The sequence below is a fragment of the Zooshikella sp. RANM57 genome, from assembly GCF_050749885.1.
Taxonomy (GTDB): Bacteria; Pseudomonadota; Gammaproteobacteria; order Pseudomonadales; family Zooshikellaceae; genus Zooshikella.
Genome location: NZ_JBOIUB010000027.1, coordinates 1 through 16,852, shown reverse-complemented (window position 1 = coordinate 16,852; position 16,852 = coordinate 1). Strand labels below are relative to the sequence as shown.

General features: G+C 39.7%; 20 protein-coding genes and 1 pseudogene. 19 read left to right on the top strand and 2 right to left on the bottom strand.

All coding sequences use genetic code 11. The annotated features are described in order from the left end of the window. The first annotated feature begins 245 nt into the window (after positions 1-245). Both ACQ96U_RS26520 and ACQ96U_RS26515 read left to right on the top strand, forming a co-directional pair. Complete coding sequence (locus tag ACQ96U_RS26520; protein WP_431724302.1) at positions 246-509, top strand: hypothetical protein; 264 nt, start codon at positions 246-248, stop codon at positions 507-509. 792 nt (positions 510-1,301) lie between these two features. After that, the gene (locus ACQ96U_RS26515) at positions 1,302-1,652 is read left to right on the top strand and encodes a hypothetical protein (RefSeq protein WP_431724301.1); all 351 of its coding nucleotides are present in this window, start codon (positions 1,302-1,304) and stop codon (positions 1,650-1,652) included. A 94-nt stretch (positions 1,653-1,746) separates the two neighbouring features. Here the strand turns inward: ACQ96U_RS26515 and ACQ96U_RS26510 are convergent, their stop codons facing one another. Further along, positions 1,747-2,199 (bottom strand): hypothetical protein, encoded by a 453-nt coding sequence (locus ACQ96U_RS26510; protein WP_094789965.1) that lies wholly within the window; start codon positions 2,197-2,199, stop codon positions 1,747-1,749. Positions 2,200-2,272: 73 nt separating this feature from the next. On the opposite strand from ACQ96U_RS26510, the gene ACQ96U_RS26505 reads away from it, so the two are divergent. Together ACQ96U_RS26505 and ACQ96U_RS26500 are read left to right on the top strand one after the other, a co-directional pair. Further along, positions 2,273-3,313 carry a hypothetical protein gene (locus ACQ96U_RS26505; RefSeq protein ID WP_431724300.1) on the top strand — a complete coding sequence of 347 codons (1,041 nt, stop codon included), beginning with the start codon at positions 2,273-2,275 and terminating at the stop codon, positions 3,311-3,313. Beyond that, on the top strand, positions 3,313-3,600 hold the full coding sequence (locus ACQ96U_RS26500; RefSeq protein ID WP_431724299.1) for a hypothetical protein: 288 nt from the start codon (positions 3,313-3,315) through the stop codon (positions 3,598-3,600). The genes ACQ96U_RS26505 and ACQ96U_RS26500 overlap by 1 nt, the downstream gene beginning before the upstream one ends. Before the next feature lie 105 nt (positions 3,601-3,705). Here ACQ96U_RS26500 and ACQ96U_RS26495 read toward each other — a convergent pair whose 3' ends face one another. Continuing rightward, positions 3,706-3,972 carry a hypothetical protein gene (locus ACQ96U_RS26495; protein WP_431724298.1) on the bottom strand — a complete coding sequence of 89 codons (267 nt, stop codon included), beginning with the start codon at positions 3,970-3,972 and terminating at the stop codon, positions 3,706-3,708. 107 nt (positions 3,973-4,079) lie between these two features. On the opposite strand from ACQ96U_RS26495, the gene ACQ96U_RS26490 reads away from it, so the two are divergent. From ACQ96U_RS26490 to ACQ96U_RS26420, 15 genes and pseudogenes are all read left to right on the top strand, one after another. Then, positions 4,080-4,427, top strand: coding sequence for a hypothetical protein (locus ACQ96U_RS26490; RefSeq protein WP_431724297.1), 348 nt, complete (start codon positions 4,080-4,082; stop codon positions 4,425-4,427). Next, positions 4,396-4,740, top strand: coding sequence for a hypothetical protein (locus ACQ96U_RS26485; RefSeq protein ID WP_212721949.1), 345 nt, complete (start codon positions 4,396-4,398; stop codon positions 4,738-4,740). Before ACQ96U_RS26490 ends, ACQ96U_RS26485 begins: the two co-directional genes overlap by 32 nt. After that, positions 4,740-7,256: a VirB4 family type IV secretion system protein gene (locus ACQ96U_RS26480; protein WP_431724296.1), complete on the top strand. Its 2,517-nt coding sequence runs from the start codon at positions 4,740-4,742 to the stop codon at positions 7,254-7,256. Before ACQ96U_RS26485 ends, ACQ96U_RS26480 begins: the two co-directional genes overlap by 1 nt. Then, positions 7,253-8,140 (top strand): hypothetical protein, encoded by an 888-nt coding sequence (locus ACQ96U_RS26475; RefSeq protein WP_431724295.1) that lies wholly within the window; start codon positions 7,253-7,255, stop codon positions 8,138-8,140. Before ACQ96U_RS26480 ends, ACQ96U_RS26475 begins: the two co-directional genes overlap by 4 nt. A 68-nt stretch (positions 8,141-8,208) precedes the next feature. Continuing rightward, positions 8,209-8,652 (top strand): hypothetical protein, encoded by a 444-nt coding sequence (locus tag ACQ96U_RS26470; RefSeq protein ID WP_431724294.1) that lies wholly within the window; start codon positions 8,209-8,211, stop codon positions 8,650-8,652. 119 nt (positions 8,653-8,771) lie between these two features. Next, complete coding sequence (locus ACQ96U_RS26465) at positions 8,772-9,728, top strand: hypothetical protein (RefSeq protein WP_431724293.1); 957 nt, start codon at positions 8,772-8,774, stop codon at positions 9,726-9,728. Between the two features lie 3 nt (positions 9,729-9,731). Continuing rightward, positions 9,732-10,490 (top strand): hypothetical protein, encoded by a 759-nt coding sequence (locus tag ACQ96U_RS26460; RefSeq protein ID WP_431724292.1) that lies wholly within the window; start codon positions 9,732-9,734, stop codon positions 10,488-10,490. Then, positions 10,487-11,326, top strand: a complete 840-nt coding sequence (locus ACQ96U_RS26455; RefSeq protein ID WP_431724291.1) for a TrbG/VirB9 family P-type conjugative transfer protein — start codon at positions 10,487-10,489, stop codon at positions 11,324-11,326. Before ACQ96U_RS26460 ends, ACQ96U_RS26455 begins: the two co-directional genes overlap by 4 nt. Before the next feature lies 1 nt (position 11,327). Continuing rightward, on the top strand, positions 11,328-12,734 hold the full coding sequence (locus tag ACQ96U_RS26450) for a TrbI/VirB10 family protein (protein ID WP_431724290.1): 1,407 nt from the start codon (positions 11,328-11,330) through the stop codon (positions 12,732-12,734). Beyond that, a complete protein-coding gene (locus ACQ96U_RS26445) occupies positions 12,712-13,083 on the top strand; it encodes a hypothetical protein (RefSeq protein ID WP_431724289.1) in 372 nt (123 codons plus the stop codon). The genes ACQ96U_RS26450 and ACQ96U_RS26445 overlap by 23 nt, the downstream gene beginning before the upstream one ends. An 11-nt stretch (positions 13,084-13,094) precedes the next feature. Next, a complete protein-coding gene (locus ACQ96U_RS26440) occupies positions 13,095-13,682 on the top strand; it encodes a hypothetical protein (protein WP_431724288.1) in 588 nt (195 codons plus the stop codon). Continuing rightward, positions 13,679-14,119, top strand: coding sequence for a TrbM/KikA/MpfK family conjugal transfer protein (locus ACQ96U_RS26435; protein ID WP_431724287.1), 441 nt, complete (start codon positions 13,679-13,681; stop codon positions 14,117-14,119). Before ACQ96U_RS26440 ends, ACQ96U_RS26435 begins: the two co-directional genes overlap by 4 nt. A gap of 53 nt (positions 14,120-14,172) precedes the next feature. Next, a complete protein-coding gene (locus ACQ96U_RS26430) occupies positions 14,173-14,649 on the top strand; it encodes a hypothetical protein (protein WP_431724286.1) in 477 nt (158 codons plus the stop codon). A 150-nt stretch (positions 14,650-14,799) separates the two neighbouring features. Continuing rightward, the gene (locus ACQ96U_RS26425) at positions 14,800-16,125 is read left to right on the top strand and encodes a protelomerase family protein (RefSeq protein WP_431724285.1); all 1,326 of its coding nucleotides are present in this window, start codon (positions 14,800-14,802) and stop codon (positions 16,123-16,125) included. Between the two features lie 124 nt (positions 16,126-16,249). Beyond that, a pseudogene (locus ACQ96U_RS26420) lies at positions 16,250-16,852 on the top strand (transposase); the annotation flags it as partial.

Sequence of the window (16,852 nt, the reverse complement as noted above, 5' to 3'; positions counted from 1 at the left end):
CCCAGTCTCGTGGATCAATTTGGTGGTAAATCCCCAGCTTCGTGGATCAATTTGGTGGCAAATCCCCAGTCTCATGGATCAGTTTGGTGGCAAATCCCCAGCTCGTGGATCAATTTGGTGGTAAAACCAGTAGTTCATGGAGCAATTTGGTAGGTAATTTTAAGTTTCGTGGATCAGTTTGGTGGCAAATCCCCAGTCTCATGGATCAATTTGGTAGGTAATTTTAAGTTTCGTGGATCAGTTTGGTGGCAAATCCCCAGCTCGTGGATCAATTTGGTGGTAAAACCAGTAGTTCATGGAGCAATTTGGTAGGTAATTTTAAGTTTCGTGGATCAGTTTGGTGGCAAATCCCCAGCCTCGTGGATCAATTTGGTGGTAAAACCAGTAGTTCATGGAGCAATTTGGTAGGTAATTTTAAGCTTCGTGGATCAGTTTGGTGGCAAATCCCCAGCCTCGTGGATCAGTTTGGTGTTAGGAGAGAAAAGCCTTGTTTCTCGATGATGCTTTAAGGGCCAACTCCAAAGATTTTGTCAGTTAAGGGCCAGATACCCCACAAATTTTCTCGGTTAAGGGGCAGGTACCCCACAAATTTTCTCGGCTAAGGGGTAGGTATCCCACAAATTTTCTCGGTTAAGGGCCAGGTACCCCACAAATTTTCTCGGTTAAGGGCCAGATACCCCACAAATTTTCTCGGTTAAGGGCCAGATACCCCACAGATTTTCTTGGTTAAGGGCCAGATACCCCACAGATTTTCTTGGTTAAAGGTAGCCCCTTATATCCCCGCCCGCATTGGGCGAGGGTTTACGGCGCGCTTGCTAAGAATACTTTTGACAGAGTGCCTCTGTTATATGAGTGACACTTTGTCACTGAGCTAGAGATGAAAGCCGTGATGACACCTACCAAAGTGCTCCATGAAACTGGGTAATACCTACCAAAGTACTCCATGAAACTGGGTGACACCTACCAAAGTGCTCCACGAAACTGGGTAATACCTACCAAAGTACTCCATGAAACTGGGTGGCACCTACCAAAGTACTCCATGAAACTGGGTGGCACCTACCAAAGTGCTCCACGAAACAGGGTGACACCTACCAAAGTGCTCCATGAAACAAGATGACACTAGAATAAGAATTAGTAAAACCAGTTGTTTTTTTACTAAACGTGTTGTATAAAAAAATGGTCAGTAACACGCACTTATAACTGACTGAAAGTGTGTCACTACCAATCAGAGAGATAGATACAGTCTCTCTGATTGAGAGCAACTGTATCCTATCTCACTTATCGTGAGTAAGGATGCCCACATGAATAACTCATTCACTCAATTTAATAACTTTGATTGTCTGAAAGATCTTAATTTAACTGCTGAAAAATTTGTTGAAAATGATGGCTCATTAGATAAATTTTTGTCTGACAGAAATTTATACGGGCTGATATTTGAAGCAAAGCAGTTACTTCTTCAACCAAGTGCATTTCAGGAATTCTGTTATGAGCTTTACACTGCAAGACGTGGTCAGTACTTGATTGTAAAGCACTTACACAGCAGAGATTTGATTGTACTTAGCTCTCTTAGTGGTGAATCATTAAGATTCACGCAAGTAATAGATGCTCTTTCTCGCTTAGGGATTGTGCACAACTCGCTGTCGTCTTTATAGGCTGACTGCAGATGAATGAGTAGCTTTAGCTGCTCATTCATCAATATTTACTTGGTGATTATAATGAGGGCGTTCTAGTGATAATAATTGGCAATCACTTCTCCATCAAAGATAAAAGTTCTTGTAGAGCATCTGTACAGTTTGGATGTACTGAAAGCCTTATACAGTCCAAGAAAAGAAGTATTTCCTGTCCTATTTTACTAATACAAAGCTCTGGGTGATATGACTGAGCATAAAAATCGCTGCCAGTAACTAACAAGCTTTGAGTATATTTATTATCAAATCGTTGTGTTTGTAATAACTGAACTTTTAACTTGATACCTGAAGTAGTTTTAATATTACACTCATCAACGACCAATGGTTTAGTTGCGTTTGATAATAAAAGCTGAAGCATTTTATTTTGTATTGTACCACCTGTTGTGCGTTTATATTGGGTTATAGAGTTCTGGTTAATATTAAGTGCTGATGCTAGTGCAGCGTCATTCTTTAACCCTAAGTAATCCTTTAGTCCATCAATAATTTGGGTTGGCTCTAGGTTGTTTTTCATAATCTAGTTGATTTTATCTTGATTTTGAATATATACTATATGATAAACGCAAACAGCTCAGGGAACTAGAGCTATGAGTCTAGATAAAATAACAGCAACCGACATTGGCGCATGGTCCTCACGCATAGCGTCATATCTTCTCTCCAGCTATTTTGCATATACCTTTGTACAAGACTTAGGCTATTTGGCTATTGTCCTGGCTTTGCTCTTCATTTTAGTTACAGATTTAGCATGTATTGAATCCTTAAAACGACTTATTTTGAGGCAAGAAAAGACGGCAGTTGATGTATTTGTTTTTGTATTATGCCTTGGGATTAGTGTGGTGACTATAAGTGGGGTTGTTACTTCTGTGTCACTGAATGATCACCAGCAACATACCATGGTTAATGAACGCCTCCAGGTCTTAAATGATAAGATTTCAGCGCGCACGGATGAAATTGAACAGCTCAAAAAAGAGCGGACTATATATACGGAGTCAGAGAAGATCCGTTTAGAAGTAAATGCTAGGAATGGCAAAATCAAAGTGCTTACTGCTGAAAAAGAAGCTCTACAAGAAGAACGACTGAAGTTATTGAGTGGTAGTACACCACAAATTGATGCTTATCAGGGGATTGCAATAACGTGGGCTGCTTTTTTACCTATAACAGTACAACAAATAAACTTACTGATGGGGCTGCTGGTAGGATTGGTATTTGATTTCTTAAAGCTAGTATTTATTGTTTGGCAAACTAAAGCAAGATGTACAGCATCAGTTATTGATGAGCCTAGAAGTAATACATCGGATAGTGATAAGACTAAGATCGTGGGGTACCCTGAACTAGCCTTGGCTTCAAGTCAGCCAGCTACTATGGTGGCTCAGCATATGAAACCTAAGACTAAAGGTATTCTAACTGCAAGAAATGGAGTGTCAGAAGAAACCATTGAAAAAGCAATTGATGTGATTCAACAAAAGGAAATTACCAGTGGTTTTCATTCTAAATTAAGGGACAGCTTAGCAATAGCTGATGCGAAAGCTCGTCAGTTATGTCAGGAGTTAACCAATCGCCAAATTTTAGAGCGCGAGGGTAAATATTATAGGTTAGGACCTGCTTTTCAATGCTTGGTGGCTGCATAATGAAAGGTAAACATAATATTTTGCTGTTTAATCGAAAAAGTGTGCCTACGTGCAAGCAAGGTGAAGTGGTGTGTGATCATACCCGTATTAAGTTAAGCCGTACGACACGTACATTGCAGTGTTTAAATTGTGGTAAAGAGATTGATCCCTTTGATCACTGTTGGCGGCTAGCTGAAAAAGGTGAGCAAATCATGGTTGATATTCGTCATCTGAAAGCTGAGCGAGATAAAATAGAGCGTGAACTTGAAGAATTACGCGTGAAAAAAAGTGAAATAGATAAGTCATAATTTATTGCAGAGTGTAGATAAAATTCGATAGAATACGGTGTTATTCGTATAAAAATAATCTATATCACCGTACTCTAATAAGTTGTAATAAGGAAGTTGACTAGATTATTGCATGCTCTCTTGGAGTAAGTAGTGAGTTTGGTAATAAGATTTTATACCGCGTGCTAGCTCACTGTACAACGAATAGGAGTCATAAACTGCGTCCAAATTAAGGTGCTCCAGGGAATCCAGCGACAGCCGTATTAGCTCGCGAATGAGCATTGAACGGTTGATCACTTTGGGGTCACAGTCTTCGTTAACGACATCAATAATGTATTTTTGCAAGTCGTTAATCATTTCTTGTGGCAGGTGAAACGTAATGAGTTTTGCCATGGTTCATTCCCTGAATGGTTAAAAAAGGACGTGAAAAAATAACCTATATAACTCCTTATATAATATAGGTTTGACGAAATCATACTGAATATTATTTCTGGTGACAAATGGATACGTCTTTTCAGGAAGAAGCAGACGAACTAAAAAATTTACGTTTTTTTAATCAAAAAACCGTACTTGGTGTGCCAATACCTCATGTGATTAAAGCCTTTATATTTTGTTTATTGCTAAGTTTTCAAGTGTACTGGTGGTTTGGAGTATCACTATTTGCGGTTTTGTTTTTAACGGCTTATGTCATCTATCGTGATGATTACGAAGCATTAACGTCATGGTGGGCTGCATGGTCTGTTAGGCGTTTGTCTGTAGATAAACCAACATTAAAAAAACAATTAATTATTCTTAATCGACAAGGAGAGAGTATCAGTGAAAAAAGGACTACCGAAAAATTTAGTTAAATATTACACAACATACTGTGTATTGTTTTATTCGTCCCTGGCTTCAGCTGCTTACAACCTTAATGCACCTACTACAGGTTTATTTGCTGGTCCTAACAAATTTTTTCAGGATCTAATAAATAATATGACGGGACCTTGGGCGGTAGGTTTTACCATTGTATCTGCGGGGGTAGGCCTGATGATATGGGCATTTGCCGCACAGCAGGGTAAAGCCATTCAAACATTGGCTCGTGCTGTGATTGCAGGCATTGTCTTTTTGAATATCACTGCTTATGTAATTGCTATTCAAAACTATTCAGGGAGTTCCACCTAATGAAGTCCCTTAGCCAGCTGATTAGTGCATATGGCCAATACCAAAAACAAATGATTACCACTAATGCTCATGTTCTATGTGGTTTAAACATTGAACATGGTATTGAGCTACAACCTTATGAAGAGGCGACCTTGCGTCGTCTCAGTCGGTTGTATCAATCTTTGTATGAGCAATACAGTGATACTATTTATTGGCAATTTTATCTGCATCTTGAAGGCTACCAGTATGTTCCCATACATCGTGATCATTCACGTAGTCAGCTGGTCTCGGAGCGTCGTGCACAGTTCTTGAATGAAAAAGGACTTAGTCTTACCAGACTATTCCACTGTTATGAAATTAAGCGGCCCCATCGGTTAGAGTTAAATTTGTTAAGGTTGCGTAAACTGGTCAAAGCCATGACTAGCTTACGTGAAATAAAAAAAATTAAACCGTTATTTTCATTGCAAGATAATCTTTATTTAAATAATGAGTTATTAAAAGATCAGTTAGAACAAGCCGAAGATATGCTGCATGTACTCAGTGACAGGCTAGATGCTTACAGTTTTAACGTCCAATCGATGAGTACTACTGATCTGTGGCGGCTGTATCACTTTCTGGTGAATTTTGATAAAAACGTGTTTTTACAGTCGACATTCAATCAAGCACCATCGACTCATTGGCATGAACTGCTCGGCCAAGGTGATCAGGAAGTGGTAGAAATTGAAGGCCTGGGTACAGCACTCAAACTCCACGGTGCAGTACCAGTTTACATTAAAGTGTTGTCGATCACGGGGTCAGGGGACTCTCATGTCCGTTCTGCTGCATGGCTACGGGGTAAAATACCATTATTACAGCGAGGTAATTATGTAGTTATTACCCGATATGAACCGTACTCGCGGTTGCAAAAATCTTTATTTGTAAAAAATAAAAAAAATGAGGTGGCGCAACAAACGTTAAAAGTGAGTGATATTTTACTGGGTAATGTTAAGAATGCGGATGAACGATTGCGTGATGATGCTGCATATAACGAAGATGCAAAGCGTGCTATTCAGGATCTAAACAGGATTCAAAATGACCGTATTTTCGGACACTATCATGCATCAATTTTGGTATTTGATGATGATTTAAATGCTTTAAGAAAAAGGGTAAAAGATTTTAATCAAGCACTTAACACCGCTGATTTTAACTTTATTTGGGAAAGTGCAGGGATACAAAAGGCTTATGCTGCCTGTTTACCAGGTAGTAAAGAGTCTAAATACCGTAACTTACAATACAATGCTGCCCAGGCATCAGCCTTAAGCTTAAACTATAAGGCACATGCCGGATTACCACATTGGCAAACTACCAATGTCAGCGAAGAGAGTTTGGTCATACTGGAATCTGCTGATGGTACACCTTTCCACTTTTCACCATTTGTGGGTGATAAATGCTTACTCTTATGTACAGGACCCATTCGTAGCGGCAAAAGCTTTTTACGCATGTTATTAGCCATGCACATGCTGAAGTTTGGTACCTTATACTCAGCAATTGATATTGATGAAGGGGCTATTCCTCTTGCCCGCTTTTACGGTGACGATGCGGCGATGATCAATATTGGTGGCGAGGGTTTTGGATTTAACCCATTTCGTTTACTGGGTGATCCGGTGGTGAAGGATACGCTCTATAGCCATTTGGTAACACAAGTGCGATTGATGTTGCTAAACAACAAAACTATCCGTGAAGAAGAGCGTCTGCTACGTCCTGAAGAGCTGGAAGATCTGATTCACTGTATTGGCCATGTGATGAATTTAGGTATCGAAGGTCGTTTGTCGGGTGTGTTTGAGATGCTGATGAACACCACCAAACAACGACTCACCGCATTTTTACCTGGTGGCCACTATGGGGATCTCTATGGTGTTGCTGAAGATGCTATTGGTGAATTAAAAAAACGAATTTCCGTATTTAATTTAAAACAATATAAAGATAACGATGAATTACTGCCAATTTTAATGAATGAGATGTTCTATCGAGTGTATATGCAGTATGAAAATGAACATTTACGCACTATTCCAAAATACACCGATATTGATGAAGCCCACCACTTGCTCAGCATCGAAGCGGCCAGAGATGCCTTATTAAAATGCGTGCGGACCAGTGGTAAATACTTCGGTGGATTTGGGCTGTGGACCCAAGGCCCTCGGGAATATATGTCGATACCGGACTGGCATGTCGTACGAGGGGCTGCAACAGCCTATATTTTTATGCCGGACTCTGAGGGCGATGCCTCACTGTATCAACAAGCCTTTGATTTAAGTGTTGATGAATGTGCCCTGATTAAAAAAATGAAACCTAAAAAACAAGCTTTGATTGTGCAGCGAGAAGTGGGTATTTCTAAAGTGGTGAATATCAATGCAGACCCTGCACAGTACGTCATTGGTACCAGTAGGCCCCAGGAAGCACCTATTCGCAACGAACTGTTTAAACGTTATCAACATAACCCTGACCTTGCCATTGAGGAAACCATCAAACAACTGAGACAGCAAGGATGTCGCTTATGAAACTAAAAAAGCTCGCAAAAAAACTAGGTTATACACTTGCCTTATCAACCCTAATGAGTAGTCCGATTGTATTTGGTTCCGGTGGCACTGGAGTGCCCACCTCGGATGTGACTCTTTACCCCTTGCTAGAAAAGATAGCTGAGGGAAACAAAAAGGTGCTGGAGCAGCTATCAGATAATGAAATCGCTAAATTGATCCAGCTATATAGTAAGCTTGATGATCAATATAAGAAGCTCAGTGCAGAGTATGAGCATTTACAACGTGTTGCGCATGGACTGAAAACCATCGTTAAAGACCCAGAGCAGTTAAAACGCTTAGCGTATGAGCGTTTAGTAACAAATCGATCTGTGTATGATGATATACAGCTGTATGATAAAAATGGAGTTTATAACGCTGATGAAGGCGTTAAGCGTATTTATCAAAGAGTGTTGGGAACCAGTGAAGTTGGCCGCCAACTGATTCCTGATAGGTATAGAGATAAAGGTTTTACCAGTGCAATGCGTGAAAAAGAATTAGCTAATTATGATCGTTCTTTCCATCGTTCTAGACTTGCTGATATGCATGCAGAAGATGTTGACGACTTAAAAACCAAGTTCATGAATACATTGGAAAAGTCTAACAGGCTTGATAAATTACGTGACACTGTTGCTATGCAGGATAACAATGAGCTAGCAACTTTGCAGCTTATAGCTATGCAAAATCAACATGTCTTTGAGAATTTACAAGTTATACAGCAAATCCAACAAAAGCAGTTTGAACATTCTAATAAATTCTCAGATTTTGTTTTTGCTAAGCAAGCCCAGGGTAGTTTAGAGCGTATAGAGCGAATCCAAAGAGCATTAAATCAACCTCCTACAAAAATTGATAACACTGGACGTTGGTAGAATAAAAGTAATTATAGGTTGTAGCTATGTGTATTTAGCTACAACCAAAATTGTTAAGGATGTATAAAGTGAAAAAAATAGTTATATCTGCATTTACTATATTCTTTATTGGCAATGCTCATGCTGTTAAAAAACCAATAATTGATGATCATCACCTTAAAAGGTCAAAGTTAGAAAAGCAGCTAGGTGAAGAATGCAAGTACTCTAAAAGAACAAATATTGAAGAACTATATAAATGTAACATGCGAGTACTTAAGGTTGTTAATGAAAAAATGCCTAGGAGAGGCACTGATAACTATTGCAACAGGCAATATAGTAGCTTGTCAAAAGAGGCTGCTAAGCGGTTAATTGTTAATCTGCGTAAACAACGTGAGCAAGCAAGGTCCATGATATATATGAGTGACAAAATAAATGGTGAAATATTTGAAGAAGAATTGAATATGGAGGTTCGTTGGCTTCGAAAAAATATCCTTAAGGAGGAACTAATGATGTACGATGATCGTGGCTTTTAACCTGTTTTTTTAAGTTGTAATACCCTTAACTTTATAGCTCCTATAAATTATATATATAGGATTCTATATATATTTATATTTTTTATCCTATTTTATTATTCTGCAAGGATGCGTAACGAATGAGAAATTCTGTAAAACCGCTGTTGCCGTTTGCGCTCCTGTTGCTGGTGCCTGGGGTTACACTTGCTGCAGATGCAACAACCACAGCTAATAGTGATGTACTTTTTAAAACGACACTGAATGTGATCAATGATTTTGTGAATCATGTGTTGGGCAACCAGGGGAGCACAAACGTCTTGGGCAGCTTTGTTTGGCGGTTGATGGTCGTTATGGGCATTGTAGCGGTTGCTGATGCATTGATTCAGTGGGTGTTTTTTCGAGGTGGGATTGAAATCGCTGTATTGACAGTAATACGTATCATATTGTGTGTCACTGGATTACTCTTCTATAACTATCTAACAGATTTACTTTGGTCTAGCGTTAATGACTTGGGATTTGCTATCCAAAAAGTAGCGATTGGCAATACCGATCAATTTTTTGTTTACACTCATATTAAAAAAATCCTGAGTCGCTTGATTGGGATGGAATGGGATTTATTTGATAAAGGTTCACGTATTCTCGCCTCTTTATCATTTTTACTATTTAGTGGCTTGCTTAATCTAAGTGTGACGGTTGCAGCAGGTTGGTCAGTTATTGGTTTTGCATTTTGTAAATTAGTGGGTTTTATTTTTATTCCTCTTGCGGCATGGCGTCAAACTTCCGATTTTCTAAAAAAAATGTTTGGCATTATGCTTGGTTTTTTACTTTTTGCATTTTTTGTACGTGTAGCCTGTGTCCTCGTTTTGATGCTGTATGAAGCCTTCTTGTTTGGCGGTTTTACTATCGGTGGTGTTAAAGAGCCGCAGGTGTTGCAAATTACTGCCGCGAATGTCACTGAAATTACATTAATTACGGGGTTAGGAATTGTTTTTGTAGCAAGTGCAGGTCCTTTGGCGTACATCTTAGCATCTGCAAGTGTGGGTAAACCCCCAAGCATGACAGGTGTGGTCTTTAAATTGCTCAGGATGAGGAAATAAACAATGCAGCAGGATGAAGCACAACAGGCCAATGCAGGCCAAGTGGGTTTGCTTGTGGCAAAAGAGCTTAAAAAGATACACAACAACTGGTTGTATCTTATTATAACTGTCAGTATTGCGTTGAATTTTTACGGTTATCTCAAAGTTACAGAGTTATCTGCACTGGCTGTTGCGAATACCGAAGTTGCCTGGGTAAAAATGTACCCAAACGGTACTTGGGATATTGATTTCTCAATACCGGATGATCCAGAGCGTTTTTTTCAATCTAACATCGATAAATCAATCAGTGATTTTATTCATTATCGCTATGGTCGTAATCCATATTCTATTAATACGGATTTTCCCAAAGCAACCATGTTTATGACATCAGAAATGCTCAACTGGTTTTATGATGACAGGGAAGGTTTTAATGCTATCAAGAAAGCAGCTGATATTGTTGCAGCTAAAAAATATGTCAATGTTAGTGTTGGTCGCCTTAGACACTATGACGCTCAAGGGTCGGATCTGGTCGAAGGTACTATCTATCGCACCAGAGTGCATGTTCGTCGAGAGCAGACAGATGCTAACCATACGTCCATTGGTAAACCTACATTCGATATAGTGGAGCTGCAATGGAGGTTGCTATCACGACAAGAAATTATGCAAAAAACCGCTGGGAGTCGAGAGAAAGCTAAAGACTTATTACTGGTTAATCCTGCGGGTATCGAAATTATTCAAGCACAAATCTTTCAGGACTTTAAGGAAGAGGCCTCAGCATCATGAAAAAATTAATAACAACTACATTATTAGCTAGCTCGCTGGTAACAGGTAATGTGTTAGCAAACAGCTGTAAAAAAATTAACTGGGAACCAGGAAAAATCTACACTATTTATGCCCAATTTAATGGTTGGACGCATATAGAATTGCCTGATAATGTGTTAACTAGTCAAAAAGGCCCATTAATGCTTCTTGGTAATGAAGCTCTTTGGGAAAAGACGGGGGGAGCAAATCACCTATATATTCAACCAAATTCTAAAGAGCCAGAAGGTGAAACTACGACACTGCATGTGATTAGTGAGCAAGGTTTAAGCTTTAATTTTAATGTACGGCGTACTTATCAACGTAATACGCCCTGCTATACGATTATTAATAAAGTTGAAAACCTCAATAATGTAACCGCTGTACTGACTAATTATATTCATCCAGCGGCTTATCAAGCACAACAGCAGATGACATTTTGGAAAGCCAAGTACGAGGAAGCTAGTGCTCAGCAACAGGAAAAAGTGGATGATGCGGTAAAAGCTGCGTTACGTCGCTATCGCCATTTTATTTATACTCGTTACCAATGGGACAGCAATAGTGGTTTTATTGGTAAAGATATTGTGTCAGATGTTTATGATGATGGTCGTTTTACTTATATACGTTTACTTAATGATAATAAAGGTATTTTAGCCATTGAGGCTACCGTTGCGGATAAACCTGAAATTATTCAAGCCAAATATGATGATGTAACTAATTTATATCGTGTTGTTGGGATTTATCCTGCATTTCGTTTGAAATATGACGATATTGAAATCGCTATTGAAAGGCGGGATGGCATTACAAAGGGAGCATTCTAACATGTTAGGAGAAAGCCAACCTAGCACGCCTGTTCGCCCTTCAACGCACCGTAGCAAGCTGCAAATGTATTTGCTCATGGTATTTGGTGGAGTGGTGATTATTAGTGGTATCTGGGTGATGACATATCAGCCAGTTAAAAAGGACAATACACCAGCTTCACCCTATCAGTCAGCTAAAAGCGAAGAAACTAACACAGATACCGCTCGCTCGTCATATGAGGTGGCATTAGAGCGTTTTCAAAAAGGACAGGAAGAGTTTCAAGCGCAGCAACCCGTCGGACTACTTGAAGCACAACAACAAGCGTATGCAGAAGATGAAGCTAGTACACAGCACAGCGCACAAAATACCGCATTGTTACAGCGCTATCGAGACTTGGAAAACCGCTATAACTTGATGATGTCAGAGGTGGAAAAGCTGAAACAGGCTAACCAAAAACCGGACCCCATTCGTGAAGTTGAAAAAGAGTTCAAAAAAAGTGAGCGGATGCGTGCGCTTTCTTCCTACCAGAAACGGGAAACCATAGCATTTCCAGTAGAAAAACAGAGAGGAAATACATTAACAGAAAATACACCCAATATAGTCAAAACTGTGCAGCAAAAGGCACAGCAAGTGATTGATAAGCAGTCAGTTATAAATCAGCTTAAGTCACAACTTGGTGTACAACCTGCGGTATTTAATCCTGACACAGGTATTGATTCATTAGCTAAAGCCTTGGCGAACCCTCAAACTCAGCCACGAGGACAGACAGTTGCTTCGCAACCGGTTACCCAGGCTATAGACCCTAAATTTGATGCAACGGTACAACTGCCGGGTAAAAAGCCACTACCCCCAGGTACAGTGATTACGGCTATTTTGAATGAGTACACCAATAGTGATTATTTAGGTTCTTATCACGGAATTGTCTCGCATGATGTTTATGACATTGCTTATGAAAATGTCCTTATTCCCAAGGGCACAGAAGTTATAGGGCGCTCCATTGCTTCTAGTGGGCCGAATGCAGTGCTACATAATCGTTTGGGTTTACCTGCAACCCAATTTATTTTACCTGATGGCTCACCCATTAATTTAAAAAGTAAAGTGACAGTAAAAGACCGTGGAGGAATTGCAGCAATTAAAGGCTCTGTTGATTACCACTTATGGGAGCAATTTTTAGGTGTCACTGCTTATGCGATTGTTTCCAGCTCTGCAGACAGTGATCGATCCAGTGCGATATCCGGTTCTACAGAGATCCGTGGCGACTGGGAAGAAGGTTTAAGAGAACAAACTTCACCTTTGGTGCAAAAGTACCTAAATATTGTGCCCACCAAAGAGCTAGATTTAGGCACTCCTATCAAAATTGTCTTGGATGATTATTTGTATTTAACGCCATGGAGCAGCATTTTCGATGAATATATTACTCAACATTAAAATAAATAAATTAATTCGTTATGCATTAAGTAGTGTGCTATTGAGTTGGAGTACACACAGTTTAGCTTTAGAACCACTAAATTTATATGTAAGAATGGTACTTCCTACAGAAGCTAAAACTGTGCAAGATGCTGCAGAATATCTGATTAGCCATACTGGCTACCAACTAAAGCTTGATGAGCCTGCACCAACGGATGCCCAACAGATTGCCTCAAACACGATCAAGCCTATTGCTCGCATGTCTAGGACGATGAGTGTCATGGATTCGTTATTAGTGTTAATTGGCCCTGAAAATTATTTAATTGTAGATCGTGAACATAAATTACTAAGTTTTACAGCTAAGCCTTAAGGAATGAGGATATGAAAAAAACAGTATTTTTAATCAGTGGATTGGCTTTGGTTGGATGTAATACTCAACATTTAAATTTGCAAGATGCAAGTATCTTTAAATTACAGCAACGCAATGTGATTGAGCGTGATTTAACCCGCCCTACCCCGACGTTTACGACCACGCCTATTGAGGAGCCTGCCCCTGTAGAGCAGATTGAAATGCCTGCGCCCAAGGTAACAGCCGTTAAGCAACAGGCGCGGTATTTTATTGATTTTGCGAATGACAGTGTGGCAGTGACAAATTATAAGCAAACCATGGAATCCTTGCTTCCTGCATTAAAAGGCAAACAGGTATTTATTATTGGCCACTCTCATGGCCATAGTCGCGTTGGGACTTCCACCCTTGCCGTAAAACGCGCCAAAGCGGTTAAGTACCTTTTGGAAGGCCATGGTATCCCCGCACAAACATTGCATACTTTGGCATTTTGGTCAGAAACAGGGCGGGACTTTGCACCTGCGAAAGGCGTGCAAGTAGTGGCGTTAGACAGCCAGCAAGGTACGTTAGACGAGGTTCTTCTGTCGTTTAATGCAGAGCACAACAGTAGGCCTCAAGGATGAAACCATTAATCACTTATGGATTCTGTGTGTGGTTGGTGGTGGGCGTATCTACGAGCCACGCGTTATCGGATGAAGCGGTACTGGCTTGTGGCGCTGTGCTGTGTTTGGCATCGCCTGCTGCGCCACCTCAATGCAACCCGTATTTAGCAGCTTTCTATGCCATAACGGATAAAAAGTGGGCGGAACAAATCCAGAAACGTACTGATTTCTTAAAGCTTTGCCCAAATCCAACCATACAATCAGTGGCATCTATTTATGCGGTAGGTATCCGAGATTATTGTGATGCTACTGGATTAAACCATCGCAATCGTAGGAATCGTGATGGAGACCCTTATATCTTAGCTAACATGCCAGCTGATTGTGAGCAATTTTATAATTACAGCTGGAACCAGTTACATAAGCGGCCCGTTTACAGAAATAACAGGTGGTATGATTAATAGCGTAATGCAATCTTTCACAGGATCGTGAACCCAAAAATAAGGATAAAACAATGATGCAAAATAACCTGATCAGTGCCCAACACTATTCGTGTAGTCAGCATATTTTACTGGCGGAGAACTTGGATTTTAAAATTACACCGCTCTGTACGTATAAGAAAAAAGCCAACATTACTTACCGTAGCCCCATAAAAATGGGAAATATCACTGTAGATGTGGTGGCAACAACCACATTGGATATGGAAGCCCTGGTAAATTTACGTGTGGAAAAGAATGATGAACATTACTGTGTGGTGAATGATTCCGATTCACGGCTAACGGACCCCATCAAGCTAATCGTGAAAAGTGAAGCTGTTGGTTATCGGCTCATTCAAGCTATCATTGATACGTATGAGAAAAAAGCAGAACAGCCAGGTGATTTTATAACCATGGTCGATAAAAGCCAGATAGAGTTATTAGCCCCTTTTATTTTTATTGGCTGTGGTGTGTTGCTTACGATATCAATATCGTTTTGGTTACTGTTTAAGTAAAAATTTATACTCATTTGGCTTATTTATTGTTTATTACTTGTTGTTGTGTAAGTGTTGGCATTCAAAGTGTGTGAATATTTTGTTATAGGGGTTGAGGGTGTATTTAAAGGGTGCTAGTATCACACTATACATTATATAGGGGGCGATACAGTGGCATTTAAAATTGACGAAAGAATCACGCTACTATTCCGAAAAATAGCAGAAGTTGAAAAACAAGATATCACGCGATCTGCAAAAACCCAAAAATTACAACGGCTTGCAAAAGCGTTTATGAAGCAGTTACATGAAAGTGGTTTGTCTGAAAAAACCATCGTTAAATATATCTCAAAAACACGTAAAGAGATTTATGATGCAAATTTACGTCATCATAATTTAGACCAACAATTAGAAGTAATTTATAAATATCACCCTGAATTGAAAGATGAGCTAAATAAACTATTAAAACTACCAATGTCTCATGCGATTCAAGGTTTAGTGCAGTTACAAGAAAAGTATAACGGTCAACCAGTGCATAAACGACTACAACAGTTACAGCTAGGACATGAAGTATTGCGGTTTATACGTATGGGAGACTTATGTAAGAAGCTTGAAAAAGAGTACAACCAGTTAGTACAAGACAGGCATAGGAACCCTATCACGGTTAATTATCAATGGTTACTGAACACTATTGAATCTCTTCTCACTGAAAAAACCAAAAACGGCACTTACAGTTATTCTCGGCTAGCGCTTGGTTTGGCTCTTGCTACGGGTCGCCGTGCTATCGAAATTCTATATCAAGGTAAATTCAGTAAGCATGGTGAAAGCCAATATCAAATTGAGTTTAAAGGTGCGGCTAAAAAGCGAATGTCTGTAGGAGAAGGTGTGTTGTATACAATTGTACCTGCCGAGCTTGTGATGAAGGGGATTTGGCATTTACGTCGTTTACCAGAAATTAAAGCTTTACAATCGTTTAAGCATTTACCTGAAGGTGAACGGAATGCATTGATTAATCAACGCTGTGCTCGTACATTGAACGATACTACGAAGCTAGTTTTTGGCGATAACGATGCGTTGTTTAAGGATTCTCGAAATCTCTACGGCCAGTGTGTTAAGCATATGCACTATGATACGTGGCGAAAAGAGCATAAGGGAACAGAAACAGCGTTTTTGCAAGACATGTTTTTACATGAAAATATTTCTACTCATACTATCTATACCGCATGGCAGCTTGATTTTACTGAATATGAGATCGTTGAAATACCTCGCAAGGAGCTAAAGAAAACGCGGTTGGCAATAGTTGATAAGTTTAGAGAACATGAAGATGCAAAAGCAGCATCTATACAACGGCTGTTGGATGTCACTGAGGAATTGATCAAAGAAGATCCGCAAATAGTGATTAGTCAGACTATGTTACGGAAAAAGTCGGGTTCAGGGGTACCAGTGATTAAACGGTATTTATCATTGGTTGGTGATGAGATTAATCAAGATATTGGTTAGGGGGCATGCAAAACAAACCTTTCTAACCCAGGTTTTATGCTTGGGTTTTTTGTTATCTGTACTGGTCTAATGCCATCGGACACTTAATTTTGAGACAATACTGTCAATGAGTTAAGAGGTCTATATGAGTCTGAAAAAATCCCATAAAAGCTATCCTCAGTCATTTAAAGATGAAGCTGTTTTGATGGTGCTAGAGCAAGGCTACAGTGTTGCTGATGCAGCAAAGTCACTCGGAGTCGCTACTAGCCTGCTTTACAAGTGGAAAGAGAAATACGAAGCTCAGCAGAAAGGCATTGCCTTAGAAGAGTCTGAGCGCGATGAACTGAAACGATTGCGTAAAGAAAACAAAGCATTACGCATGGAGAAAGAAATTTTAAAAAAGGCCAGTGCCTTCTTTGCGAAAGAAATGAAGTGAAATTTCGCTTCATTAAAAAACAATCTAACCATTTCCCTGTAGCATTGTTATGCCGCGTGATGGGTGTAAGTAAATCAGGCTATTACGATTGGCTCAAACGTCCTGTAGCGGTGATTAGCCTTGATACTTTGAAGCTTTATCACCTTATTCGAAAATTATTTAGAAAAAGCCGGGGCAGTTTAGGGAATCGTGAAATGGTGAAGAAATTGCGTAAAGAAGGCTATCAAATGGGTCGCTACCAAGTTCGCAACATCATGCATCGGTTACACCTAAAAGTTACACAACATCAGGCTTACAGGGTCACAACGATGC

Excerpts from the sequence above, each read along its gene's own strand:
- ACQ96U_RS26515 (WP_431724301.1), top strand. The coding sequence starts at position 1,302 with ATGAATAACTCATTCACTCAATTTAATAACTTTGATTGTCTGAAAGAT.
- ACQ96U_RS26510 (WP_094789965.1), bottom strand. The coding sequence starts at position 2,199 with ATGAAAAACAACCTAGAGCCAACCCAAATTATTGATGGACTAAAGGAT.
- ACQ96U_RS26505 (WP_431724300.1), top strand. The coding sequence starts at position 2,273 with ATGAGTCTAGATAAAATAACAGCAACCGACATTGGCGCATGGTCCTCA.
- ACQ96U_RS26500 (WP_431724299.1), top strand. The coding sequence starts at position 3,313 with ATGAAAGGTAAACATAATATTTTGCTGTTTAATCGAAAAAGTGTGCCT.
- ACQ96U_RS26495 (WP_431724298.1), bottom strand. The coding sequence starts at position 3,972 with ATGGCAAAACTCATTACGTTTCACCTGCCACAAGAAATGATTAACGAC.
- ACQ96U_RS26490 (WP_431724297.1), top strand. The coding sequence starts at position 4,080 with ATGGATACGTCTTTTCAGGAAGAAGCAGACGAACTAAAAAATTTACGT.
- ACQ96U_RS26480 (WP_431724296.1), top strand. The coding sequence starts at position 4,740 with ATGAAGTCCCTTAGCCAGCTGATTAGTGCATATGGCCAATACCAAAAA.
- ACQ96U_RS26475 (WP_431724295.1), top strand. The coding sequence starts at position 7,253 with ATGAAACTAAAAAAGCTCGCAAAAAAACTAGGTTATACACTTGCCTTA.
- ACQ96U_RS26465 (WP_431724293.1), top strand. The coding sequence starts at position 8,772 with ATGAGAAATTCTGTAAAACCGCTGTTGCCGTTTGCGCTCCTGTTGCTG.
- ACQ96U_RS26460 (WP_431724292.1), top strand. The coding sequence starts at position 9,732 with ATGCAGCAGGATGAAGCACAACAGGCCAATGCAGGCCAAGTGGGTTTG.
- ACQ96U_RS26455 (WP_431724291.1), top strand. The coding sequence starts at position 10,487 with ATGAAAAAATTAATAACAACTACATTATTAGCTAGCTCGCTGGTAACA.
- ACQ96U_RS26450 (WP_431724290.1), top strand. The coding sequence starts at position 11,328 with ATGTTAGGAGAAAGCCAACCTAGCACGCCTGTTCGCCCTTCAACGCAC.
- ACQ96U_RS26445 (WP_431724289.1), top strand. The coding sequence starts at position 12,712 with ATGAATATATTACTCAACATTAAAATAAATAAATTAATTCGTTATGCA.
- ACQ96U_RS26440 (WP_431724288.1), top strand. The coding sequence starts at position 13,095 with ATGAAAAAAACAGTATTTTTAATCAGTGGATTGGCTTTGGTTGGATGT.
- ACQ96U_RS26435 (WP_431724287.1), top strand. The coding sequence starts at position 13,679 with ATGAAACCATTAATCACTTATGGATTCTGTGTGTGGTTGGTGGTGGGC.
- ACQ96U_RS26430 (WP_431724286.1), top strand. The coding sequence starts at position 14,173 with ATGATGCAAAATAACCTGATCAGTGCCCAACACTATTCGTGTAGTCAG.